The 20,813-nt window shown below is 75.8% G+C and carries 16 protein-coding genes, 2 pseudogenes and 2 riboswitches; of the genes and pseudogenes, 4 read left to right on the top strand and 14 right to left on the bottom strand.

Going from position 1 to position 20,813, the window contains the following annotated elements:
* Positions 1–67: 67 nt before the first annotated feature.
* Together ACQFYA_RS14700 and ACQFYA_RS14705 are read left to right on the top strand one after the other, a co-directional pair.
* The gene (locus tag ACQFYA_RS14700) at positions 68–1,249 is read left to right on the top strand and encodes an ROK family protein (RefSeq protein ID WP_499125415.1); all 1,182 of its coding nucleotides are present in this window, start codon (positions 68–70) and stop codon (positions 1,247–1,249) included.
* Positions 1,250–1,274: 25 nt separating this feature from the next.
* Positions 1,275–2,189 carry a dihydrodipicolinate synthase family protein gene (locus ACQFYA_RS14705; RefSeq protein WP_499125417.1) on the top strand — a complete coding sequence of 305 codons (915 nt, stop codon included), beginning with the start codon at positions 1,275–1,277 and terminating at the stop codon, positions 2,187–2,189.
* An 18-nt stretch (positions 2,190–2,207) separates the two neighbouring features.
* On the opposite strand, the gene ACQFYA_RS14710 is transcribed toward ACQFYA_RS14705, so the two are convergent.
* The gene (locus ACQFYA_RS14710) at positions 2,208–3,329 is read right to left on the bottom strand and encodes a hypothetical protein (protein ID WP_499125419.1); all 1,122 of its coding nucleotides are present in this window, start codon (positions 3,327–3,329) and stop codon (positions 2,208–2,210) included.
* Positions 3,330–3,351: 22 nt separating this feature from the next.
* Complete coding sequence (ligA, locus tag ACQFYA_RS14715; protein ID WP_499125421.1) at positions 3,352–5,865, bottom strand: NAD-dependent DNA ligase LigA; 2,514 nt, start codon at positions 5,863–5,865, stop codon at positions 3,352–3,354.
* A gap of 142 nt (positions 5,866–6,007) precedes the next feature.
* Here ligA and ACQFYA_RS14720 point away from each other — a divergent pair, with 142 nt between their 5' ends.
* Positions 6,008–7,504, top strand: a complete 1,497-nt coding sequence (locus ACQFYA_RS14720; protein WP_499125423.1) for a flavin-containing monooxygenase — start codon at positions 6,008–6,010, stop codon at positions 7,502–7,504.
* 32 nt (positions 7,505–7,536) lie between these two features.
* Here ACQFYA_RS14720 and ACQFYA_RS14725 read toward each other — a convergent pair whose 3' ends face one another.
* The 5 genes from ACQFYA_RS14725 to ACQFYA_RS14745 are packed head-to-tail and all read right to left on the bottom strand — an operon-like array spanning position 7,537 to position 11,664.
* Positions 7,537–8,766 (bottom strand): cytochrome P450 family protein, encoded by a 1,230-nt coding sequence (locus tag ACQFYA_RS14725; protein ID WP_499125425.1) that lies wholly within the window; start codon positions 8,764–8,766, stop codon positions 7,537–7,539.
* The gene (locus ACQFYA_RS14730) at positions 8,763–9,368 is read right to left on the bottom strand and encodes a GTP-binding protein (protein ID WP_499125427.1); all 606 of its coding nucleotides are present in this window, start codon (positions 9,366–9,368) and stop codon (positions 8,763–8,765) included. Before ACQFYA_RS14730 ends, ACQFYA_RS14725 begins: the two co-directional genes overlap by 4 nt.
* Positions 9,349–9,714, bottom strand: coding sequence for a DUF742 domain-containing protein (locus ACQFYA_RS14735; RefSeq protein ID WP_499125429.1), 366 nt, complete (start codon positions 9,712–9,714; stop codon positions 9,349–9,351). Before ACQFYA_RS14735 ends, ACQFYA_RS14730 begins: the two co-directional genes overlap by 20 nt.
* 10 nt (positions 9,715–9,724) lie before the next feature.
* The gene (locus ACQFYA_RS14740) at positions 9,725–10,261 is read right to left on the bottom strand and encodes a roadblock/LC7 domain-containing protein (protein ID WP_499125431.1); all 537 of its coding nucleotides are present in this window, start codon (positions 10,259–10,261) and stop codon (positions 9,725–9,727) included.
* The gene (locus tag ACQFYA_RS14745) at positions 10,258–11,664 is read right to left on the bottom strand and encodes an ATP-binding protein (protein WP_499125433.1); all 1,407 of its coding nucleotides are present in this window, start codon (positions 11,662–11,664) and stop codon (positions 10,258–10,260) included. The genes ACQFYA_RS14740 and ACQFYA_RS14745 overlap by 4 nt, the downstream gene beginning before the upstream one ends.
* Before the next feature lie 189 nt (positions 11,665–11,853).
* Here ACQFYA_RS14745 and ACQFYA_RS14750 point away from each other — a divergent pair, with 189 nt between their 5' ends.
* Entirely contained in the window at positions 11,854–14,076 is a 2,223-nt protein-coding gene (locus tag ACQFYA_RS14750; RefSeq protein WP_499125435.1) for a prolyl oligopeptidase family serine peptidase, read from the top strand.
* Positions 14,077–14,155: 79 nt separating this feature from the next.
* Here the strand turns inward: ACQFYA_RS14750 and ACQFYA_RS14755 are convergent, their stop codons facing one another.
* The 7 genes and pseudogenes from ACQFYA_RS14755 to ACQFYA_RS14785 all read right to left on the bottom strand — a co-directional run bounded on the left by ACQFYA_RS14755 (position 14,156) and on the right by ACQFYA_RS14785 (position 20,797).
* On the bottom strand, positions 14,156–15,622 hold the full coding sequence (locus ACQFYA_RS14755) for an amidohydrolase (RefSeq protein WP_499125437.1): 1,467 nt from the start codon (positions 15,620–15,622) through the stop codon (positions 14,156–14,158).
* A 56-nt stretch (positions 15,623–15,678) separates the two neighbouring features.
* A complete protein-coding gene (locus ACQFYA_RS14760; protein ID WP_499127544.1) occupies positions 15,679–16,407 on the bottom strand; it encodes a hypothetical protein in 729 nt (242 codons plus the stop codon).
* Positions 16,408–16,532: 125 nt separating this feature from the next.
* Positions 16,533–17,027: a DUF5058 family protein gene (locus ACQFYA_RS14765; RefSeq protein WP_499125439.1), complete on the bottom strand. Its 495-nt coding sequence runs from the start codon at positions 17,025–17,027 to the stop codon at positions 16,533–16,535.
* A 121-nt stretch (positions 17,028–17,148) separates the two neighbouring features.
* A pseudogene (locus ACQFYA_RS14770) lies at positions 17,149–17,289 on the bottom strand (DUF5058 family protein); the annotation flags it as partial.
* Positions 17,290–17,340: 51 nt separating this feature from the next.
* A riboswitch (glycine riboswitch) is annotated at positions 17,341–17,419 on the bottom strand.
* A 3-nt stretch (positions 17,420–17,422) separates the two neighbouring features.
* A riboswitch (glycine riboswitch) is annotated at positions 17,423–17,509 on the bottom strand.
* 142 nt (positions 17,510–17,651) lie between these two features.
* Positions 17,652–18,778 (bottom strand): annotated as a pseudogene (locus tag ACQFYA_RS14775) (Gfo/Idh/MocA family protein).
* A gap of 55 nt (positions 18,779–18,833) precedes the next feature.
* Complete coding sequence (locus ACQFYA_RS14780) at positions 18,834–19,943, bottom strand: Gfo/Idh/MocA family protein (protein WP_499127545.1); 1,110 nt, start codon at positions 19,941–19,943, stop codon at positions 18,834–18,836.
* Between the two features lie 32 nt (positions 19,944–19,975).
* Positions 19,976–20,797, bottom strand: coding sequence for a ThuA domain-containing protein (locus tag ACQFYA_RS14785; protein ID WP_499125441.1), 822 nt, complete (start codon positions 20,795–20,797; stop codon positions 19,976–19,978).
* Positions 20,798–20,813 lie beyond the last annotated feature (16 nt).

Below are 20,813 nucleotides of genomic sequence, written 5' to 3' on the forward strand. Positions count from 1 at the left end.
CCTAAGGTCACTTCTGACGGTGGTCAAGCAAAAGGTGCGGGTGAACCGAGCGTGATTCACTAGGCCCATGACGGAAGGTGTGCCAGCCAGCCCCCGGACCCCCGGGGCCGGCGAGATGTTCCAGCTCCTGCGCGACGGCCGGGCCCGGACCCGCGCCGAGCTCGCGACCCTCACCGGCCAGGCCCGCTCCACCGTCGCCGGGCGCATCGACGCGCTCATGGCCACGGGGCTCATCGCCCCCGCCGGCGAGGCCACCTCGACGGGCGGCCGTCCGCCCGCCACCTTCGCCTTCAACCCGTCGTCGCAGGTCGTGCTGGGGGTCGACCTCGGCGCCACGCACGCCCGGCTCGCCGTCACCGACCTCGCGTCCACCGTGCTCGCCGAGCTCGACGCGCCGCTCGCCATCGCCGACGGCCCCCGGGCAGTGCTCGACTGGGTGGCCGAGACCGGCCGCAAGCTGCTCGAGACCGCGGGCCGCGACGTCGGCGACCTCGCCGGCGTGGGCGTCGGCCTGCCCGGGCCGGTCGAGCACGCCACCGGGCACCCGAACAACCCACCGATCATGCCCGGCTGGGACGACGCGGACGTGCCCGGGATCCTCCGCGGCCACTTCGACGCGCCGGTGCTCGTGGACAACGACGTCAACATCATGGCGCTCGGCGAGCACCGGATCGCCTGGGCCGACGTGCCCGACCTCATCCTCGTCAAGGTCGCCACCGGCATCGGCGCCGGCATCATCGCCGACGGCGCTCTGCGGCGCGGGGCGCAGGGCGCGGCCGGCGACGTCGGGCACATCGCCGTGCCGGGGGCCGAGGACGTCGTGTGCCGCTGCGGCAACGTGGGCTGCCTCGAGGCGATCGCCAGCGCCCAGGCGCTCGCCGTCCGGCTGCGCGACGAGGGCCTCGACGTCGCGGGGCCCGCGGACGTCGTCGCCCTGGTCCGCGGCGGGGACGTGACCGCGGGACGGGCCGTGCGCCAGGCCGGCCGCGAGATCGGCAGCGTGCTGGCGGCGACCGTCAGCCTGCTCAACCCGTCCGTCATCGTGCTCGGCGGCATCCTCGTCGAGGCGGGCGAGCACCTGCTCGCGGGGATCCGCGAGGTCGTCTACCAGCGGTCCCTGCCGCTGGCCACCCAGCACCTGCGCATCGCCGTCGCGCGCTCGGGCGCGCAGGCCGGCGTGCTCGGCGCCGCCGCCATGGCCTCCGACCACGCCCTGTCGCCCGAGGCGGTGGACGCCCGCACCGCGTGACGGCGCCGACCGTACGATGCGTCGCATGACCTCGGCCTTCACCGGACTGCTCGCGTACCCGATCACCCCGCTGGACGCCGACGGCGGCGTGGACCTCGACGCCCTGGAGGGCCTGGTCGGCCGCGCCGTCGAGGCCGGGGCGGACGGCGTGGTCGTGCTGGCGACCTCGGGGGCGGGGGTCTCGTTCGACGACGACGAGCGCGACGCCGTGGTCCGCGTCGCGGTCGCGGCCGCCGGCGCGGCGCCCGTGCACGCCGGCGTGGCCGGGGGCTCGGCGCACCGGGTGGCGGGCCGCGCCCGCGCGGTGGCCGACGCCGGCGCCACCGGCCTGGTGCTGCCCCCGTTCGCCTACCTCCCGCTCGACGACGCCGAGGTGCGCGCGCTGTACGCCCGGGTCGCGGCCGCCGTGCCGGAGAGTCCGGTCTGCTTCTACAACAAGCCCGTGCAGCTCGGGTACGACGTGTCCCCCGAGCTGCTCGCCGACCTCGCCGCCGACGGGTCCGTCGTCGCGGTCAAGGACCCCGCGTCCCTGCCCTCGCGGCCCGGCGGCCGCGTGGCGAGGCTGCGCGACGCGGCGCCACGGGTGGCCGTCGGCCTCAGCGGGGACGCCGCACTGCTCGACGGGGCGGAGGCCGCCGACGCGTGGCACACGGGGCTCGCGGCGCTCGCGCCCGCCGAGTACGTCGCCGTCCGGCGGGCCCGGGTCGCGGGGCTCGGCGACGAGGTCGTCGACCGGCCGGACGCGGGCGGCGCCGCACCCGCGCGGGCGTGGCTGCTCGACCTCGCCCGCGCGATCGCCGCGACCGGCAGGCCGGTCACGGCGCTGCACGCCGTCGCGGCCCTGCTGGGCACGCCGACCGCGCCGCCGCGCGACGCGCTCGTGCCGCTCACCGCCGCCGACCACGCCGCGCTGTGGGACGTCGTCGCGCGACGGCCCTGACGGAGCGACCGCGGGGCCTCAGGCGGTGCGCTCGAGCACGGCGACGTGCAGGTCGAGCAGCGCGGCCGTGCGCTCGCTCGGGCCCCGGCCGAAGCCGCACTCGGTGGCGACGCCGACCGCACGGCCACCCAGCACCTGCGCGGCGGCGTCGAGCCGGCGCTCCGCCCCCTCGACGCCGTCCTCGTGGTGCAGGACGCCGAGGTAGAGCTCGGTGGCGCCGTCGAGCGCGAGGCCGGCCAGAGGGGCGGCGTACGCGACGTCGTCCCGGCCGATCGGCACGGGCAGGTGCACCCAGGTGATCGGGCGCGGGAGAGCCGCGACCAGGGCGTTCGCCATCGCCACCAGGTGGCCGGTGTCCGCGGGCTCGACGAAGTGCTTCTCCGCCACGTCGCCGTAGCAGAGGTGGAAGCCGAGCTGGACGCCCTCCGGCACGTGCGCCGCGAACCGCGCCGCGCGGCGCGCGCACCCGGCGACGACCTCCTCGTCGCCGCCCGCGTCGCGGTCGAACCAGGCGCGGGCGGCGCCGCCGCCCAGGTTCGCGCCCTCCACGAACGCGAACTCGGTGGCGAGGTCCACCTGCACGGCGAGGTCCTCGGCCGGGACCGCCGCGAGGATCTCCTCGAGCTCGCGCACCAGGGCCGCCTCATAGACCGGGTGCACCGCGGCGCGGTCCGCCGGGGCGACGAAGGTCGTGACGGCCGCGAGCGGCGAGGGCAGGCAGACCTGGAACCGCGTGCCCGGCGCGATCACGCCCTCGGCGCGCAGCGCGACGAAGTCGGCGTACGACGCGCGCGCCGCCTCGGCGTAGCCCAGCGGGCCGAAGCGGAGCTCGTCCGCGGGCACCGAGCCGTCGAGCACGTGCGGGCGCACGTCGAAGCCGGCCACCACCACCGGGGCGTCGCCGACCCGCGCCAGGCCGTCGACGGCCTCGAACCGCGTGCCCTGGAAGAGGATCCAGTGGAACCGCTCGCCCGCCTCGCCGTCCGGGATGCGGCGGGCGTGCGCCCCGAGGTGCGTCGCGACCGTGCGCAGCGTGTCGCGCGCGGTGGGCAGGTTCACGGAGCCCACGAGGTGGGCGCCGCGCAGGGTCAGGGCCTGGCTCGGGTCGGTGGGCTGGTTCGGGGCGAGGATGTCCGGCACCCGCGCATCGTAGCCGCGGGCGTCAGTCGTCCTCGCCCTCGTCCGCACCGTCCGCGTCGTCCGCCGAGTCGCCCGTGGTGTCGCCCAGCGCCGCCGGGCCGCCCTCGAGCAGCCGCGTGAACGCGGCCTCGTCGAGGACCGGCAGGCCGAGCTCCTCCGCCTTGGCCGCCTTCGACCCGGCGTTCGCGCCCACGACGACGTAGTCCGTCTTCTTGGACACCGATCCCGCCGACTTCCCGCCCGCGGCGAGGACCGCCTCCTTCGCGCCGTCCCGGCTGTACCCCTCGAGCGAGCCGGTGACGACGACCGTCAGACCCGCGAGCGGCCCGGTCGGTGCGTCGTCCGCCTGGGTGGCCATCGCCGCGGGGCCCGGGTGCCCCGGGACCTCGAACCGGACCCCGGCCTTCGCCCAGGCGCCCACGATCTCGCGGTGCCACTCGACGTCGAACCAGGCGAGCAAGGCATCGGCGATGATCGGCCCGACGCCCTCGACGGCGGCGAGCTCCTCGCGCGACGCCGCACGGATCGCGTCGAGCGAGCCGAACCAGCCCGCGAGCGCCCGCGCGGCGACCGGGCCGACGTGCCGGATGTTCAGGCTGACCAGGAGCCGCCACAGGTCCTTCGTCCGGGCACGCCTCAGCTCGGAGACCAGGGTCTGCGCCGTGGCGGACGGACCGTAGACCGGCACGTCCTTGCGCACGCCTGCGGCGCGGCGCTCGGCCGCCGTCGCGTCCTCGAACCCCGGGGGGTAGGCGCGACCGACGACCTTCTGGAAGGGCCGCACCACCTTGGCCGTCAGGACCGAGCCGTCCGACATGCTGACGTCCGCCGACTCGCCTCGGCCGTCGCTCGGCTTCGGAAGGTCGCTCTCCGGGTCCCTGACCACGACCCGGATCGGGCCGAGCTGGTCGACCGTGAGGTCGAAGAGATCCTTCTCCGTGCGCAGGGGCGGGTCCTTCGGCTCCAGCGGCTGGGTGAGCGCCGCAGCGGTCACCTCGCCCAGGGCGTCAACGTCCAGGCCCCCGCGGGAGCCGATGTGCTTGACCCGTCCGCGCACCTGCGCCGGGCACCTCTCCGCGTTGGGGCAGCGCAGGTCGACGTCGCCCTCCTTCATCGCGCGCAGCGGCGTGCCGCACTCCGGGCACCGCTCCGGCATGACGAACTCCTCGCGCGGGAAGCCGTCGTCGGCCAGCGCCGTCACCGGTCCGAGGATCTCGGGGATGACGTCGCCCGCCTTGCGGAGCACCACCATGTCGCCGATGCGCACGCCCTTGGCGCGCACCACGTCCTGGTTGTGCAGGGTGGCCTGCCGCACCGTCGAGCCGGCCACGAGGACCGGCTCCATCACGGCGTACGGGGTGGCGCGGCCGGTGCGGCCCACGCCCACCTGGATGGCCAGCAGGCGGGTGGTGACCTCCTCCGGCGGGTACTTGTAGGCGATGGCCCAGCGCGGCGCGCGGCTCGTGGCGCCGAGGCGCCGCTGGTCGCCCAGGGCGTCGACCTTGACGACGATGCCGTCCAGCTCGTGCTCGATGTCGTGGCGATGGACGCCGAAGTACTCGATCATCGCGGCCACGCCGTCGATGCCCTCGACCACGCGGTTGTGCGGCGAGACGGGCAGCCCCCACCGCGCGAAGTGCTCGTACGCCTCCGACTGCCGGGCCAGCTCGGTGTGCTCCCCGGCCGTCCACTGCAGCGCGCCGATCCCGTGCACGTACAGGCGCAGCGACTCCACCCGGGCGAGCCCAGCCTCGAGCTCCAGACCCTCCTTCTTGTCGAGCAGCTGGCGCAGGCCGCCGGCCGCCGCGTTGCGGGGGTTCGCGAACTGCGGGAAGCGGCGCAGCGCCGCGACCCGGGCGCTCGCCTCGTCGAACGGCGCCCCGGCCGTCGCCCGGGTGTCGTGCCGCTCGCGGGACTCGGCCACGACCCGCTCGCGCAGCTCCGCCTGCAGGTCGTTCAGCCGCGCGAACGCCGCGACGGGGATGAAGACCTCGCCGCGGACCTCGACGAGGTCGGGGTGGCCGTCGCCGTCCAGCCGCCGCGGGATGTCGGCGATCCGCAGCGCGTTCTGCGTGACGTCCTCGCCCGTGCGGCCGTCGCCGCGGGTCGCCGCCCGCACCAGGTGGCCCTTCTCGTACAGCAGGGCGATCGCGAGCCCGTCGATCTTGACCTCGGAGAGGTAGCCGACGTGCTCGGCTCCCAGGTCGCGGGCCACACGGGCGTCCCACGCCCGCAGCTCCTCGACGGAGAAGACGTTGTCGAGGCTCAGCATGCGCTCGACGTGCTCGACCGTGGCGAAGCCGCCCGCGGCCGCGCCGCCCACCCGCTGCGTCGGCGACTCCGGCGTGACGAGCGCCGGGTGCGCGGCCTCGATCGCCTGCAGCTCGTGCATCCGGGCGTCGTACTCCGCGTCGGAGACCCGGGGGGCGTCCTCCTCGTAGTAGGCGCGCTGGTCCTCCTCGACCAGCGCGACGAGCTCCGCCCAGCGGCGCTGGGCCGCGGCCTCGTCGAGCAGGGTGGTGTCGGTATCGGTCACGGGCCCATCTTGCCGCGTGCCGCCGACACCGGCCCTCTCGGCGCGACGTCCCGTCCGACCGCCGGAGACCCTGTCGCCAGCACTGTCCGAACCGCTACGATTCTGGTGATTTGGCCCCTCTCGACCGACAGCAAGGACGCCCATGAAGATCGCCGTCGTCGGCGCCGGCTTCGCCGGCCTGGCCAGTGCCAAGGTGCTCCGCGAGTTCGGGCACGACGTCACCGTGTTCGACAAGACCCCCGACGTCGGCGGCGTGTGGAGCGCCAGCCGCCGCTACTCCGGGCTCACGACCCAGAACAACAAGGGCTCCTACGCCTTCTCCGACCTGCCGATGCCCAAGGACTACCCCGAGTGGCCCAGCGGCGAGCAGGTGCAGGCCTACATGGAGCGGTACGTCGACCTCCACGACCTGCGCGGCACGCTGCGCCTGTCGACCGAGGTCGTGCGCGCCGAGCTCACGGGCGCCGAGGACGGCTGGCTCGTCACCGCGCGCCGCGCGGGCGAGGCCGTGGGCGACCCGGAGCCGTTCGACCACCTGGTGGTCGCCAACGGCATCTTCTCTGACCCGGTCATCCCGCGGTTCGAGGGGCTCGCGCAGCTCCTGCGCGCGGGCGGCAAGGTGGTCGCCTCCAGCCAGCTCACGTCGCTCGAGGACGCCCGCGACAAGCACGTCGTCGTCGTCGGCTACGGCAAGTCGGCCTGCGACGTCGCGGCCGAGCTGGGCCGGGTCGCCGCGAGCACCCACGTCGTCGCGCGACACCTGCTGTGGAAGCTGCCCAAGCGGGTCGGCAACGCGCTGAACTACAAGTACCTGCTGCTCACCCGGCTCGGCGAGGGGCTGTTCCGCTACCAGACCGTGGCCGGCGGCATGGAGCGCTTCCTGCACGGGCCCGGCGACGGCGTGCGCCGGTCGATGCTCTCGAGCGTCGGCGCGGTCTCCACCAAGCAGCTGCACCTCAAGGAGCTCGGCCTGGTGCCCCGCGGCGAGTTCGCCGACATCGCCCGATCGACGGTCTCCCTCGCCACGGACGACTTCTTCGAGCAGGTGGCCGACGGCGCGATCACGGTGCACCGCGACGCCGAGATCGAGCGGCTCGCGGTCGACGACGACGGCAACCCGCAGGCCGTGCTCGACGACGGCACGCCGGTGCGGGCCGACCTCGTCGTGTGCGGCACGGGCTTCCACCAGCGCGTGCCGTTCCTCGACGACGACCTGCAGGCGCGGCTGCTCGACGACCGCGGCAACTTCCAGCTCTACCGCCACGTGCTGCCGCACGACGTGCCCCACCTGACGTTCGCCGGGTACAACTCGTCGCTGTTCAGCCCGCTGTCGGCCGAGATCGCGGCGGTGTGGACCGCCGGCCACCTGGCCGGCGCCCTGCGCCTGCCTCCGGTCGAGGTCCGCCGCGAGCACGTGGCCGGCCGCGTCGACTGGATGGAGAAGCGCACCGAGGGCAAGCACGCCCGCGGCACCAACGTCATCCCGTTCTCGCTGCACCAGATCGACGAGATGCTGGACGACCTCGACCTGCAGCTGGGCGCGCCCACCCGCGCCGTGCAGTGGCTGCTGCCCGTGGACCCGGCGGCGTACCGGCGCGTGGCCGACCGACTGCGCCGCCGGGTCGCGGCGCCGGCCTGACCCCCCGCGCGGACTCCCGCCGCCTCCGCCGGTCAGCGGAAGCGGACCGGGAGCTCGCGCGGGTAGCGCACCCACGGCGAGCGCACCGGCACGAGGTCGGCCGGCGGGACGGCCAGCTCCATGTCGGCCACCCGCGCCAGGAAGTGCCCCACCACCGTCCGCGTGATCAGCGGCGCCGTGCGGTGCGCCGGGCACGCGTGCGCGCCGGTGCCCCACGTGAGGTGGAACCGCGCGTCGACCTGCTCCCAGGGGTCGGCCGCCCGGACCGCGCGGTCGGCGTTCGCGGCGGCGACCGCCGGCACCACCGCGTCCCCGGCGGCGACGGCCTGACCGCCCAGCTCGCCGTCGGCGAGGGCGTAGCGCGGGCGCAGGTGCGGCAGCGGGGGCGCGTCGCGGGCGACCTCGTCCAGGGCGTCGTCGAGGAAGAGCCGCCCGCCGTGCAGCCGCGCCGCGAAGTCCGGGTCGGCGAGCAGCCGCTGCAGCGTCGTGGCGATCCACGCGATCTCCGCGTCGTGCGCCGTGGCGAAGACCAGCCCGACGGCGCCCATCACCTCGAGGTCGTTCGCGTGCGCCGGGTGCGCCAGGAGCGCGGACGTGAGGTCGTCGCTCGGCTCCGCCCGCCGTGCGGCGACGAAGCCCGCGAGCAGGTCCTCGGCCTCCGTGGCCGCCGGGTACGCGGCGTCGGTGCCCGAGCGCTGGGCGACGGTGAGCTCGTGCAGGCGGCGGGCGTCGGCGAGGGTCATGCCGAGCAGGTCGGCCAGTACCCGCACGGGGACGTCGACGGCGTACTCGGCCACCATGTCGGCGCTGCCGCGGGCGGCCAGCCGGTCCAGGACGGAGGCGCACGCGACCTCCGCGGTGCGCACCACCCGCTTCGGCTCGACGGCGTCGAGGGCGTCGGCCAGCGGCGTGCGCAGCCGCCGGTGCTCCGCGCCGTCCCGGTCGTGGGCGCTGTCGCGCTGCGCGAGCACGGCGCGCGTGGGCGAGCGCCAGCCCACGAGCCGCTCCGCCTCGTACCGCCAGTGCCGCGAGTCGCGCGAGAACAGCGCCTCGTTGCGCAGCACGGCGGTCACCTCCGCGTGGCCCAGGGCCAGCCAGGCGGGCACGCCCGGCTCGAGGTCCACCGGCGCGAGGGCGCCCCAGCGCGAGCGCAGCGCCTCGTACCGCTCCGCGGGGTCGGGCGCCCCCGCGAGGTCGGCCAGCAGCGGCCGGTCGGCCACGTCCTCGAGCCGCACGACGCGCACCGCGCCGGTGAGGCTCATGCGGCCACGCTCCCGCCCGCGCGCCGCACCGCGTGCGCGACGAGCGCCTGGAGCGCCGCCACCGCCTGGCGTCGCTCGCGCAGGTCGCCCGTCACCACCGGGGTGTCCGCGGGCAGGTCGAGCGCGGACCGCACGGCGTCCGTGGGGTGCCGCGGGCCGTCCGGGAACTCGTTGACCACCACGGCGACCGGCAGCCGCGTGTGCCCCTCCAGCTGGTCCAGCACCTCGAAGCTGTCCTCCAGTCGCCGGGTGTCCACCACGACCAGCGCCCCGACGGCGCCGTCGGCCAGTCCGGCCCACAGGTCCCAGAAGCGCTTCTGCCCCGGTGTGCCGAACAGGTAGAGCGCGGTGGCGCCGCCCACCGTGACGCGGCCGAAGTCCATCGCGACCGTCGTCGTCGCCTTCTCCCCGCGCCGCGGGTCGACGCCCACGCTGGCCGCCGTCACGGTCTCCTCCGTGCTGAGCACGGGGATCTCGCTCACGGCGCCGATGAGGGTGGTCTTGCCGACGCCGTACGCACCCACGACCAGCACCTTGACCGACCGCTCGACCGTGGGCGCGAGGTGCCGCGCCGACCCCGGCTCAGCACCGGCGGAGCCCATCGAGGACCTCCTCCAGCAGGTCGAGGGCGGGCAGGTCGTGCGGCGCCTGCGAGCGGATCGCCAGGTACCCGGCGTCGACCAGGTCGGAGGCCAGCACGGCGACGAGGCTCGTGGGCAGACGCAGGTAGGCGGCGACCTCGGCCAGGGCGAGCGTGCCCCGGCAGGTCTCGAGCAGGGCGCGCTCGTGGCGACCGGCGCCCACGGGCAGCTCGCGCCCGTCGTCCACCGCGCACAGGAGCGTCTCGGGCCGCAGCGTGTTGCGGCTGGGGTGCGCGCGTCCGCCCGTCAGGACGTACGAGCGCACCGGGTGGTCGCGGTAGCCGTCCGTGGGCGTGCCCGTGGCCATCGGGACCTCCTCAGCGCTCGAGGTGGGTGACGGGGCGGGTGGCCAGCGGCACGGCGGGCCGCTCGACCGGCTCCGCCGGCTCGGCGGGCGTCTCGGCTCCGGCCGGCGGGACGGCGGGGCGGGCGACCGGCCGGGCGGGGCCGGTGCCGAGCGTCCGCTCGCCGATCATGAGCACCTGGGCCTGCATCTGCTGGGCCACGAGCCCGGGGTCGACCGCCGCGTCGGTGACGACCGCCAGCCGCGACCCGTCGCCCGCGCCGCGGACGAACAGGAACCCGCCGTCGAACTCGACGAGCACCTGGCGCAGCCGGTCGCCGGCGCCGAACTCCCGGCCCATGCTCATGCCGAGCGCGACGAGCCCGGCGCAGGCGGCCGCGACCTTGTCGGCCGTGTCCGGGTCGGTGACGTCCGTGCGGACCTTCACCAGGCCGTCGGAGCTGAGCACGACGGCGTGCTGGACCCCGCGCACCCCCGCCACGAGGTCGAGCATCCAGCTGTCCGGATGGGCGGTCCCGAGCGGCGTGGTGCCGGTCGTCTGGGTCGTCATCTGTCCTCCGGGTTCCCGTCCGTCACGGCGGACGGCTCCTGGGCATGGTGGTCGGCGGTCTGGTGGTCCGGCCCCGTGTCGGCGTGCTCGGGCTCGGCGTGCTCGGCGGAGAAGAAGGCGCCGATCCAGGCGCCGGCCTCCTCGGCGGTCTGCGCCGGGACCGGGTCGGGCGCGACCGCCGCCGGCGGCACGGCGCGCTGGGGGCCGGTGAGCGCGGCGGGGTCGGGGGCGCCGCGGCGCGCGCGCCGCTGCGGCAGCGCGGGCACGACGCCCGGCACCGGGCCGGTCAGCGAGTCGGTCAGCGGGTCGGGCGCCGCCGCCGGCGCCGGGAGCGCCGGCTCGGCGGGACGCTCGGCCCACGCAGCGTCGACGCTGGGCGCGAGCGCCTCGGGCGCCGCGGCGGACGCGGTCGTCAGGTCGCCGGGAACGAGGACGACGGCGCGCAGGCCGCCGTAGACCGACTCCATGAGGTCCACGCGCAGGTCGAGCGCGCGGGCGTACGACCCGACCACCGCGAGCCCGGTGTGGGGCACCTCGCCGAGGTCGGCGATCCCCACGGGCCGCGCGCCGGACACGACCGCGCGCACCCGCTCCAGCTCGCGCGGGACCATCCCCACGCCGCAGTCGTCGACCTCGATGACGGCGCCGCGCTGCACCTGGCGGACGGAGACGAGCACCTGCGTGCTCGGCGGGGAGCACTGCGTGGCGTTCGCGAGCAGCTCGGCCACCACGTGGACGACCGGCTCGACCGCGCGGCCGACCACCGCCAGCCCCGGGTCGCCGGAGACCTCCACGCGCTGGAAGGCGGTGATGCGTCCGGCGGCGGCGCGGACGACGTCCGGCAGCGGCAGCGGGTCGTCCCAGGTCTGCCCTGGCCGGCGGCCGCACAGGGCGACGAGGTTCTGCGCCTGCCGCGCGTGTTGGGCGGCGGCGTGGTCGATCCGCATGGACGTCTGGAGCACGTCCGGGTCCGCCGCGTGCCGCTGGACCATGCGCGCGGCCTCCTCCTGGATGCGGTGCGCGGACGCCTGCACCTTGCGGCCCAGGGCGACGACGGCGGTCTCGACCGCGGCGCGCTGGTCGTCGCGGGACTCGCGGGTGCGGGACAGCTCGGAGGTCGCGTCCTCGAGGGCGGCGGACCGCGCCGCCAGGTCGGACGCCAGCGCGTCACGCTCGGCCCGGAGCGCCCGGCGGTCGGCCTCCGCGCGGCCGGCGGCCCGCACCGACAGCGCCACCGCGACGGCGACGAGCACCGCCGCGGCCGCGGCCAGCGCCGCGACCTCCGCGCGCGAGAGCCGGTCGTCGAGCAGCGGTCCGGCGGCGACGCACAGCACGGCCGCCGCGGCGCAGAGCATGGCGGGAACGCGCGCGGCCGCGCGCGGGCTGGCAGAGGTCGTGCTCACCGCACCCCCGTGGGTGGAAGGATCGGGTCCGGCGGCGCCTGCACCGGCCGCACGAAAGCGGCCTTCTCCGCGAAACCCCTGGAACGTCCATAGCGGGATCAATGCCCTGACCAGGAGTTTCTACCACGGGCGGCCACCGGGTGAAAGAGGACCGGCCGTGGCGCAGGCCCGGCGGCTAGGGTGCCGACCATGACCGCCGAGCGCCTCGAGACCGTCCCGCCGTCCGCCGCCCCGACCCCGCTCGACCCCGCCGCGCCGGACCCGTTCGCGTGGCTCGAGGACGTCGAGGGCGAGGCCGCGCTGGCCTGGGTCCGCGAGCGCAACGACCACGCGCACGCCACCGTCGGCGCCGCCGACGGCTTCGAGGCCACGCAGGTCGCGATCCGGGAGGTGCTCGACTCCGACGAGCGCATCCCCGACGTGTCGCGGATCGGCGACCACCTGTACAACTTCTGGCGCGACGCCGCGCACGAGCGCGGCCTGTGGCGCCGCACGACCCTCGACTCGTACCGCTCGGACGCGCCGGAGTGGGAGACCGTGCTCGACCTCGACGCCCTCGCCGCGGCGGAGGGCGAGAGCTGGGTGTGGCACGGGGCGTCGCTGCTGCGCCCGACGCCCGAGCAGCTCGCGGCGGGCGAGCCGTGGCGCCGTGCCCTGGTGGACCTCTCCCCCGGCGGCTTGGACGCCGACGTCACGCGCGAGTTCGACCTCGTCGCCAAGCGGTTCGTGCCCGCGGCGGAGGGCGGCTTCGAGCGGGACACCGCGCGGGCGGACGGCCGCACCGGCGCCAAGGGCGGCCTGGCGTGGGCCGACGAGGACACGGTGTACGTGTTCACGGACCTCGGGCCGGGGACCACGACGCCGTCGGGCTACCCGCGGATCGCGAAGCTGTGGCGCCGCGGCACGCCGCTGGAGGACGCCGTCGTCGTCTACGAGGGCTCCGACGCCGACATGTACATCTCGGCCCGCCGCTCCCGCACCCCGGGTTTCGAGCGCGACCTCGTGAGCCGGTCGATCGCGTTCTACCGGTCGGAGACCTACCTGGTCGAGGACGTCGGCACGCCCGGGCAGCGGCTCGTGAAGGTCGACGTGCCCGAGTCCGCCGAGGTCGGCTTCCACCGCGAGTGGCTGCTGGTCGAGCTGCGCGACGACTGGACCGTGACGACCGGCGACGGCGGGGCGGACGGCGCGCGCACCTACGCCGCCGGCTCGCTGCTCGCCGCGCCCGCCGACGCGTTCCTCGCCGGCTCCCGCGACCTCACGGTCCTGTTCGAGCCGACGCCGTCGACGTCGCTGGTCGGCGCGTCCTGGACGCGTCACCACCTCGTCGTCAACGTGCTCGACGACGTGAAGAACGCCGTGCACGTGCTCACCCCGCCCGCCGGCGCGACCTCGGGCGCGCCGTGGGTCCGCTCGGAGCTGCCCCTGGGCGGCGGGCTGCTCACCGTCGGCGTGCGGGCCGTCGACCCCCTGGACAGCGACGACGTCTGGGTCACGACGACCGGCTACCTCGCGCCGTCCACCCTCGCGCTGACCACCGTCGCCGGGCCGGGCGCCGCCCCCGGGGAGCCGGAGCCCCTCAAGGCCGCCCCGGCGTACTTCGACGCCGACGGCATGGTCGCGGTGCAGCACTTCGCCACCTCCGACGACGGCACCCGCGTGCCGTACTTCGTCGTGGGCCGCGCCGACCTCGTGCAGCCGGCGGACCCGTCGCGCCCCGGCACCGCGCCCACCCTGCTGTACGGGTACGGCGGCTTCGAGATCCCGCTGCTGCCGGGCTACTCCGGGACCGTGGGCCGGGCCTGGCTCGCCCGGGGCGGCGTGTACGCGGTCGCGAACATCCGCGGCGGCGGCGAGTACGGGCCCGCGTGGCACCAGGCCGCGCTGCGGGAGCGACGGCACACGGCGTACGAGGACTTCGCCGCCGTCGCGCGCGACCTCGTGGCGCGCGGCATCACCACGCCCGCGCACCTCGGCGCGCAGGGCGGCTCCAACGGCGGCCTGCTCGCGGGCAACATGCTCACGCAGCACCCCGAGCTGTTCGGCGCCGTCGTGGTGCAGGTGCCGCTGCTCGACATGAAGCGGTACTCGCACCTGCTGGCGGGCGCGTCGTGGGTCGCGGAGTACGGCGACCCGGACACGGACGACTGGGAGTTCGTCCGCACGTTCTCGCCGTACCACCTGTTCGACGGCGACCGCGCCTACCCGCCGGTGCTGTTCACGACGTCGACCAAGGACGACCGCGTGCACCCGGGGCACGCCCGCAAGATGGCGGCGCTGATGCTGGCGGCGGGCGCCGACGTCACGTCGTACGAGAACGTCGAGGGCGGCCACGGCGGCGCCGCCAACAACGCGCAGGCCGCGCACATGGCGGCCCTCGCCTGGACGTTCCTGCGCGAGCGCCTGGCCTGAGGCCCCGCCCGCGCGGGCGAGCCCCGGCGAGACGCTCTCTCGCCTGGGCTCGCCCGCGTGGTGACGTCCGGGCCGCGCGTCAGGCCGGGGTGTAGCCCTCGCGCAGCGGCGGCGCCACGGCGCCCTCGGGGATCGGGCAGTCGTACGGCGTCACCGCGGTGGTGGCGGCGTGCGCGGCCCGGGCGCGCTCGAGCAGCTCCGGGTCGCTCAGCAGCTCCAGGCCGAGCGCCGCGATCGCCTTCGCCACGTGCACCATCCCCTTGTGCGCCGGCGACGACGTCCCCTGCGCCACCATCTGCCAGGAGTGCCCCGGCGTCCCCATCGCGTGGGTGCCGCCCATGACCTGCACCGTCGGCACCACCCAGCTCACGTCGCCCACGTCGGTCGAGCCGGTCATCTGCTCGCGGTGCCGCGGGTCGACGAGCGGGGCGACCACGTCGTAGTAGGCGCGGTCGTCGTCCGGCGCCACGCCGATCCGCTTCTTGGCGGCGGCGACCGCCCCGTCCGGCATCGACACCTGCATCGCGCGGCCGAACTCCTGGTCGGCCTCGTCGAACGGCACCCCGCCGAGCGCGTCCAGCGTGACGTGCAGCGCCTCCTCGAGGACCGGGTTCGGCAGCACCTCCGAGCTCGCGCCGTCGAACACGACCTCCACCTCGGTCTCGGTCATGAGGGCCGCGCCCTCCGCGATCTTGCGCACCCGGTCGCACAGCGTGCGCATCGAGGCCACCGTCGCCGAGCGCACGATGTAGTACAGCTCGGCCGTCGGCTGCACCACGTTCGCCGAGGGCCCGCCCGCGTCGGTGAAGGCGTAGTGCACGCGGTCGCTGTCCTCCATGTGCTCGCGCAGGAAGTTCACGCCGACGTTCATCAGCTCGGCGGCGTCGAGCGCGGAGCGCCCGTGCTGCGGGTTGGCCCCCGCGTGCGCGGGCAGGCCCCGGAACCGGAAGTACAGCTGCGTGTAGGCGAGGGACAGCGCCTGCCAGACGCCCAGCCCGTCGCCGGGGTGCCAGGTGAGGGCCACGTCGACGTCCTGGAACGCCCCGCCCGTCACCATGAACGACTTGCCGGCCGCGCCCTCCTCGGCCGGGCAGCCGTAGTAGCGCACCACGCCCGGCAGCCCCTCGGCCTCCAGGTGCCGGGCCAGGGCCGCGGCGGCCAGCAGCGAGCCGGAGCCCAGCAGGTGGTGACCGCAGCCCTGGCCGTTGCCGGAGTCGTTGCCCGGGTCCGGCGCGCGCTCGACGCTGCCGGCGGCCTGGCTGAGCGACGCCAGCGCGTCGTACTCGCCGAGGAACGCGATCACCGGGCCGGTGGTGCCCCACTGCGCGGTGAACGCCGTCGGGATCCCTGCCACGTCCCGGGTGACCGACGCGCCGAGCTCCGTGGCGACGGCGACCTGCTTGGCCACGGACCGGTGCTCCTCCCAGCGCAGCTCGGGCTCGGCCCAGATGGCGTCGGCCAGGTCGGTGAGGCGGGGGGCCAGCTCGTCGACGAGCGGCGTGACGGTCTCCAGCGGGGTGCGGGTCGTGCTCAGGACGTCGGTCATGGGGCGCTCCTTCGTGGTGGGACGGGTCTCGGTGGTCGGGGACGGCGGGGAGGGGGTCACGCGGGCGCGCCGTTCTCGGAGGCGGCGGGGGCGCGGCGCACGGCGGAGGCGAGCACCAGCCCGGTCGTGCCGAGCACCGCCACGGCCAGGGCGAACGGGGCGATCGCGGGCACCAGCGGCACGAGCACGAACTGCACGAGCACCCCGACGGCGACGGCGACGCGCAGCGTGCGCCAGTCCGGGTTGCTCGCGACCATCTGCACGAGGATCGCGCCCATGATCGCCGGCAGGACGTACAGCTGGACGGTGCCTACCACGGCGTCCGGGATGACCCGCATCAGCACGGTGCCGAGGAGGCCGACGCACACGGCCAGCGACGTGAGGTGCGTGGTCGCGGCCCCGCAGATCGCGAGGACGGCGGCGAGCTGGCCCTTGCGGGTGTCGGGCCGGGCGCCGATGGTCGACTGGGCGACGATCGCCGCCGGGAGCAGCTTGTTCGAGATGTTCCCGATCATGAACGCCTGGTACATGCTGGCGGGGCCGAGGATCGGGAAGTACGACAGGGGCTCCACGACCCAGATGACGCCGAACGCCACGGCCAGCGTGGCGACCGCGGCGAGCACGGTCGTGAGGTGGACCCCGAGCTCGGCGGCGAGGACCGCGGGCCCGGCGATCATGAGGACCATCCCCAGGAGCATGGTGATGCGGCCCCAGCGGGACGTCGTCGTGTCGAACCGGCGCCAGGACGCGGCGTCGGCGGTGCTGGCGGTGCTGGCGGTGCTCACGGGAGAGGTGGAGCTGGCGGTACCCGAGTTCGTCGTTGCAGACATGAGGATCCCTGCTCTCTGTGCCGGAGTGTCGGGGGCCGGATGGGCCGAGGGCGGGCGGGGGTCGACGCGCGGGGGCGCCGTCAGCCGAGCCCGGCGGAGGTGAGCGCGACGGCGACGGCGAGGCCGGCGACCAGCGCGATCCCCAGCCCCCACTCCTTGAGCCAGCCGGCGTCGAACCTCCGCGAGAGGTGGAGCAGCCCGGCCATCACGACGCCGGAGGACACCGCCACCGCGGCCGGGACGACCCCGGACGCGAGCTGCTGCAGCCCCATGACGGCGAACGCCCCGAGCATCGCGGCGCCGGGCACCACGGACATGGCCGCGGCCGTCCGGCCCGAGACCTTGACCGCGCCCTGCCCGCGCTTGAGCAGCGGCGTGACGATCAGCGTCACGACCATCCAGCCCGCCCCCGCGATGCCCATGGCGAGCAGAGCGGTGGCGAACACCTCCTGGGTCCAGCCGTCCCCGCCGAGCCGGGCACCCATCCCGGTCGCCACCAGCGAGGCGGCGTTCAGCTCGTAGGGGGCGGACCCGATGAGCCCGATCCGCACGAGGACCGCGGGGCTGCCGAGCACGCTGATCAGCGTGATCGCGATGAGGGAGACGGCCAGGGACGGGCCGATCGAGGCGAGGCGACCCGGCGCGGAAGGCGGTGGCGACCTCCGTGGCCTCCATCCCGGCGTCGGGGGCCGCGCGACGCACCGCCCGATAGTAGATGACGCTCTGGAGCGCGATGACGACGAACACCCCGATCGCGGAGACCCAGAGGATCGGCTGGCTCGCGGCGGCGAGCACGTCGGTGGAGTCGGGGGCTAGCTCGGACGCGGCGACGGACATGCGGCCTCCCTGGGTCGCGTCACCGGCGCGGCGCGCCGGTGATCCGTCCCGCTCTGTCCTTCGGCCTGAGAGTGTCGCGCGGTCGAGCGCTTCCCCGTCGGCGGACCCCGTGTGGGGTCACTCTCCAGAGTTCCCTGACCGTAGAGTCCTTCTGCCTGAGAGATTGCGGGTGCTTGCCCCTTCGGCGCTCGCCGGAGCGAGTCTCTCCCCTACGGATCGTCGGGCGCCGGGGCTGGTGGCCCCGACGTCGGTGCTTGCTTCGGGCACCATCGTGCCCGGCCGCCCGTTTCGTGCGGGTTTCCGCCGTGGATCGATCCGGTTCCGGTCCTGCGCCGGGCCGCGAGGGCCAGGCGCAGGCGCGCTCAGACCGCGGTGAACGCCGCCCCGGCGGCGGCGCTGCGCTGCACGGCGTCGAGCACCCGCTGCACCTGCAGGCCCTCGTCGAACGACGGCGCCGGGTCCCGCCCGTCGTGCACGGCCTCCAGGAACTCCTGCAGCTCGTGCACGAAGGAGTGGTCGTAGCCGAGCCCGTGGCCGGCGGGCCACCAGTTGTCGAGCCGGGGTGCTCCGGCTCCGTCGCCAGGATGCGGCGGAAGCCGTTCTCGGCGTCGGGCAGGTCGCGGTCGTACAGCCAGAGCTCGTTCATCGCCTCGAAGTCGAAGGCGACGCTCCCCCGCGACCCGTTCACCTCGAGCCGCATCGCGTTCTTGCGGCCCGTGGCCATGCGGGTGGCCTCGAAGGTCATCAGCGCGCCGCCGTCGCCCCGGCCCACGAAGGCGGCGGCGTCGTCCACCGTGACCTCGCCGAGCTCGCCGGACCCGCGGGCCGCCAGGCCGCCCGACGAGGGCGAGGCCTCGACCGGGCGGTGGGTCACGAAGGTCTCGGTGGTGCCGCTCACCTCGGTGAGGAGCTGGCCGGTGACGAACTGCGCCACGTCGACGATGTGCGACCCGATGTCGCCCAGCGCGCCCGCGCCCGCCCGGTCGCGCTGCAGCCGCCAGGTGAGCGGGAAGGACTCGTCCACGATGAAGTCCTGCAGGTAGACGGCGCGCACGTGGCGCACGGCGCCGAGCCGGCCGGCGGCGACGAGCCGCCGCGCGAGCGCGAGCGCCGGGACCTGGCGGTAGTTGAACGCCACCATGCTGCGCACGCCGCGCGCGGCGGCCGCCCGGGCGGCGGCCGCCATCCGCTCGGCCGCCGCGACGGACGTCGCGAGCGGCTTCTCGCAGATCACGTGCTTGCCGGCCGCCATGGCGGCGACGGCGACCTCCTCGTGCGTGTCGCCCGGCGTGAGGATGTCGACCACCTGGACGTCGTCGCGCTCGAGCACGGACCGCCAGTCGTCGGTGGCCTCGGCCCAGCCGAGCCGGTCGGCGGCCTCGGCTGCCCGCGCGAGGTCGCGGCCCGCGAGCACGCGCATCGCCGTCCGCGCGCGGGGCGTCCCGACGTGGTCGACGGTGCGCCACGCGTGCGAGTGCACGGCGCCCATGAACGAGTGGCCCACCGCGGCGACGCCCACGACCGGCAGGCCGGCGCCGGGACGCTCAGCCACGGGTCGGCCCCGCCGGGTCGAGGGCGGGGTCGAGGGCGGGGTCGAGGGCGGGGTCGAGCGCCGCCCGGACCGACGTCCACGACCCGAGCCGCGCGCGGACGTCGTCCCGCGCCTCGTCCGCGAGCGCCCGCTGGTACGCCCGCTCGAGCACGTCGTCGACGAGCACGCGCGCGCCCGACGTCGCCGACTCGACGGCCGCCTCGACCATCGCCAGGCTCAGCACGTTCTCGTGGACCTCGCCGCGCGGGGCGGGCCCGCCGTCGAGGGCGGCGAGGAAGGCCGCGAGCGACCCCGCGATCCCCTCGCCCCGGTCCTCGGCGCCGGGGCCGTCCGGCGACGACGTCGCCGCCGCGGGCTCGGCGACCGGGTCGTGGTCGCCGTCCCACACCGCGCTGCCGTGCTCGCCCGACAGCCGCCACGACCCGTTCCACGACGTCTCCCGCCCCGGGCTGCACCAGCTGCCCGTGTAGGCGTACCGGACGCCGCCAGTCATCTCGAAGACCGCGGTGGCCGCGGCGTCGCCGGCGTACCAGCTCCACGGCGGGTTGAACGACTCGCAGTAGACCGAGACCGGCTCGGCGTCGAGGAGGTACCGGGCGGTGTCGAACGGGTGGATGGCCATGTCGACCAGCAGCGGGTGCGGCATCTCCTCCCGGAACCCGCCGAAGCGCGGCGCCTTGAAGAACTCCGTGGTGAGCACGCCCGGCCGCCCGAGCGCGGCCGCCTGCGCCCGGAACGCGGAGAGCTGCGGGTTGTACCGGCGGGACTGGCTGACCATGAAGAGCTGCCCGGTCACCTCGGCCGCCGCCACCAGGGACAGGGTCTGCGCGACGGTCGCCGCGGCCGGCTTCTCCCCCAGCACCGGCAGCCCGGCGAACAGCGCCGCCGTCGTCACGGGGTGGTGGGCCACCGGGACGGTGACGTCGACGACGGCGCGCGCCCCGGTCCGGCGGGCGAGGTCGACGGCGTCGGTCCCCACCGGGACGTCGGGCAGCCCGGCGTCGGCGAGGGCCGCGCGGGCGACGTCGACGTCGAGGTCGACGACGCCCGCCAGCTCGGCGCGGGGCTCGGACCGGATCGCGGACAGCCAGGCGCGGCCCATGCCGCCCGCGCCGACGAGGACCAGCGGCGTGCTCACAGGCCCGCCTCCGCGGCGGCGGCGCGGGCCTCGTCGTTCAGGGCCCCGCCGTACCCCTGGCCCCTGTAGAAGTCCTCGGTCTCGTAGCGCAGCAGCGTCGGGGTGGTGCGCTCGGGGCGCACGGTGACGGCCCACTCGACCGCGTTGGAGATGACCTTGCGGACGCCGTCGTGGAAGTACGTGGGGTACTCCTGGTCGCCGGGGCGGAAGTAGAAGATCTTGCCGAAGCCGCGCCGGTAGGTGATGCCCGAGCGGAACACCTCGCCGCCGGAGAAGGTGCTGAGGAAGACGGTCTCGTCCGGGGCCGGGACGTCGAAGAACTCCCCGTACATCTCGTCCTCCTCGATGATCATCGGGTGCGGGATCCCCTGGGCGATGGGGTGCGTGGGGTCGACGGTCCACACCAGCTCGCGGTCGTGCTCGGCGCGCCAGCGCAGGGTGCACGAGGTGCCCATGAGCTTCATGAAGATCTTGGACCAGTGGCCGGAGTGCAGCACGATCAGCCCCATCCCCGCCAGCACGTGCCGGTGCACGCGCTCGACGACCTCGTCGGAGACCTCGCCGTGCGCGGCGTGCCCCCACCAGGTGAGGACGTCGGTGTCGCGCAGGACCTCCTCGGTGAGGCCGTGCTCGGGGTCGTCGAGCGTGGCGGTGCGCACCTGGACGCCGGCGCCCAGGTGCGCCTCGATGCCCTGCGCGACGGCGCCGTGCATCCCGTCCGGGTAGCGCGCGGCGACCGCGGGCTCGAGCTGCTCGTGGCGGTTCTCGCCCCAGACGGTGACGCGGATCGGGGTGGAGGCTGCGGGCTGTGCTGACATGGGGAGCTCCTTCGGG

This window comes from Promicromonospora sp. Marseille-Q5078, from assembly GCF_050315395.1.
Taxonomy (GTDB): domain Bacteria; phylum Actinomycetota; class Actinomycetes; order Actinomycetales; family Cellulomonadaceae; genus Isoptericola.

Bases quoted from the DNA above. Each gene is read 5' to 3' on its own strand.
- ACQFYA_RS14780 (WP_499127545.1), bottom strand. From the start codon at position 19,943: ATGGGCCGCGCCTGGCTGTCCGCGATCCGGTCCGAGCCCCGCGCCGAG.
- ACQFYA_RS14730 (WP_499125427.1), bottom strand. From the start codon at position 9,368: ATGGGCTCCGCCGGTGCTGAGCCGGGGTCGGCGCGGCACCTCGCGCCC.
- ACQFYA_RS14755 (WP_499125437.1), bottom strand. From the start codon at position 15,622: ATGACCGACGTCCTGAGCACGACCCGCACCCCGCTGGAGACCGTCACG.
- ACQFYA_RS14720 (WP_499125423.1), top strand. From the start codon at position 6,008: ATGAAGATCGCCGTCGTCGGCGCCGGCTTCGCCGGCCTGGCCAGTGCC.
- ACQFYA_RS14735 (WP_499125429.1), bottom strand. From the start codon at position 9,714: ATGGCCACGGGCACGCCCACGGACGGCTACCGCGACCACCCGGTGCGC.
- ACQFYA_RS14705 (WP_499125417.1), top strand. From the start codon at position 1,275: ATGACCTCGGCCTTCACCGGACTGCTCGCGTACCCGATCACCCCGCTG.
- ACQFYA_RS14725 (WP_499125425.1), bottom strand. From the start codon at position 8,766: ATGAGCCTCACCGGCGCGGTGCGCGTCGTGCGGCTCGAGGACGTGGCC.
- ACQFYA_RS14785 (WP_499125441.1), bottom strand. From the start codon at position 20,797: ATGTCAGCACAGCCCGCAGCCTCCACCCCGATCCGCGTCACCGTCTGG.
- ACQFYA_RS14740 (WP_499125431.1), bottom strand. From the start codon at position 10,261: ATGACGACCCAGACGACCGGCACCACGCCGCTCGGGACCGCCCATCCG.
- ACQFYA_RS14750 (WP_499125435.1), top strand. From the start codon at position 11,854: ATGACCGCCGAGCGCCTCGAGACCGTCCCGCCGTCCGCCGCCCCGACC.
- ACQFYA_RS14700 (WP_499125415.1), top strand. From the start codon at position 68: ATGACGGAAGGTGTGCCAGCCAGCCCCCGGACCCCCGGGGCCGGCGAG.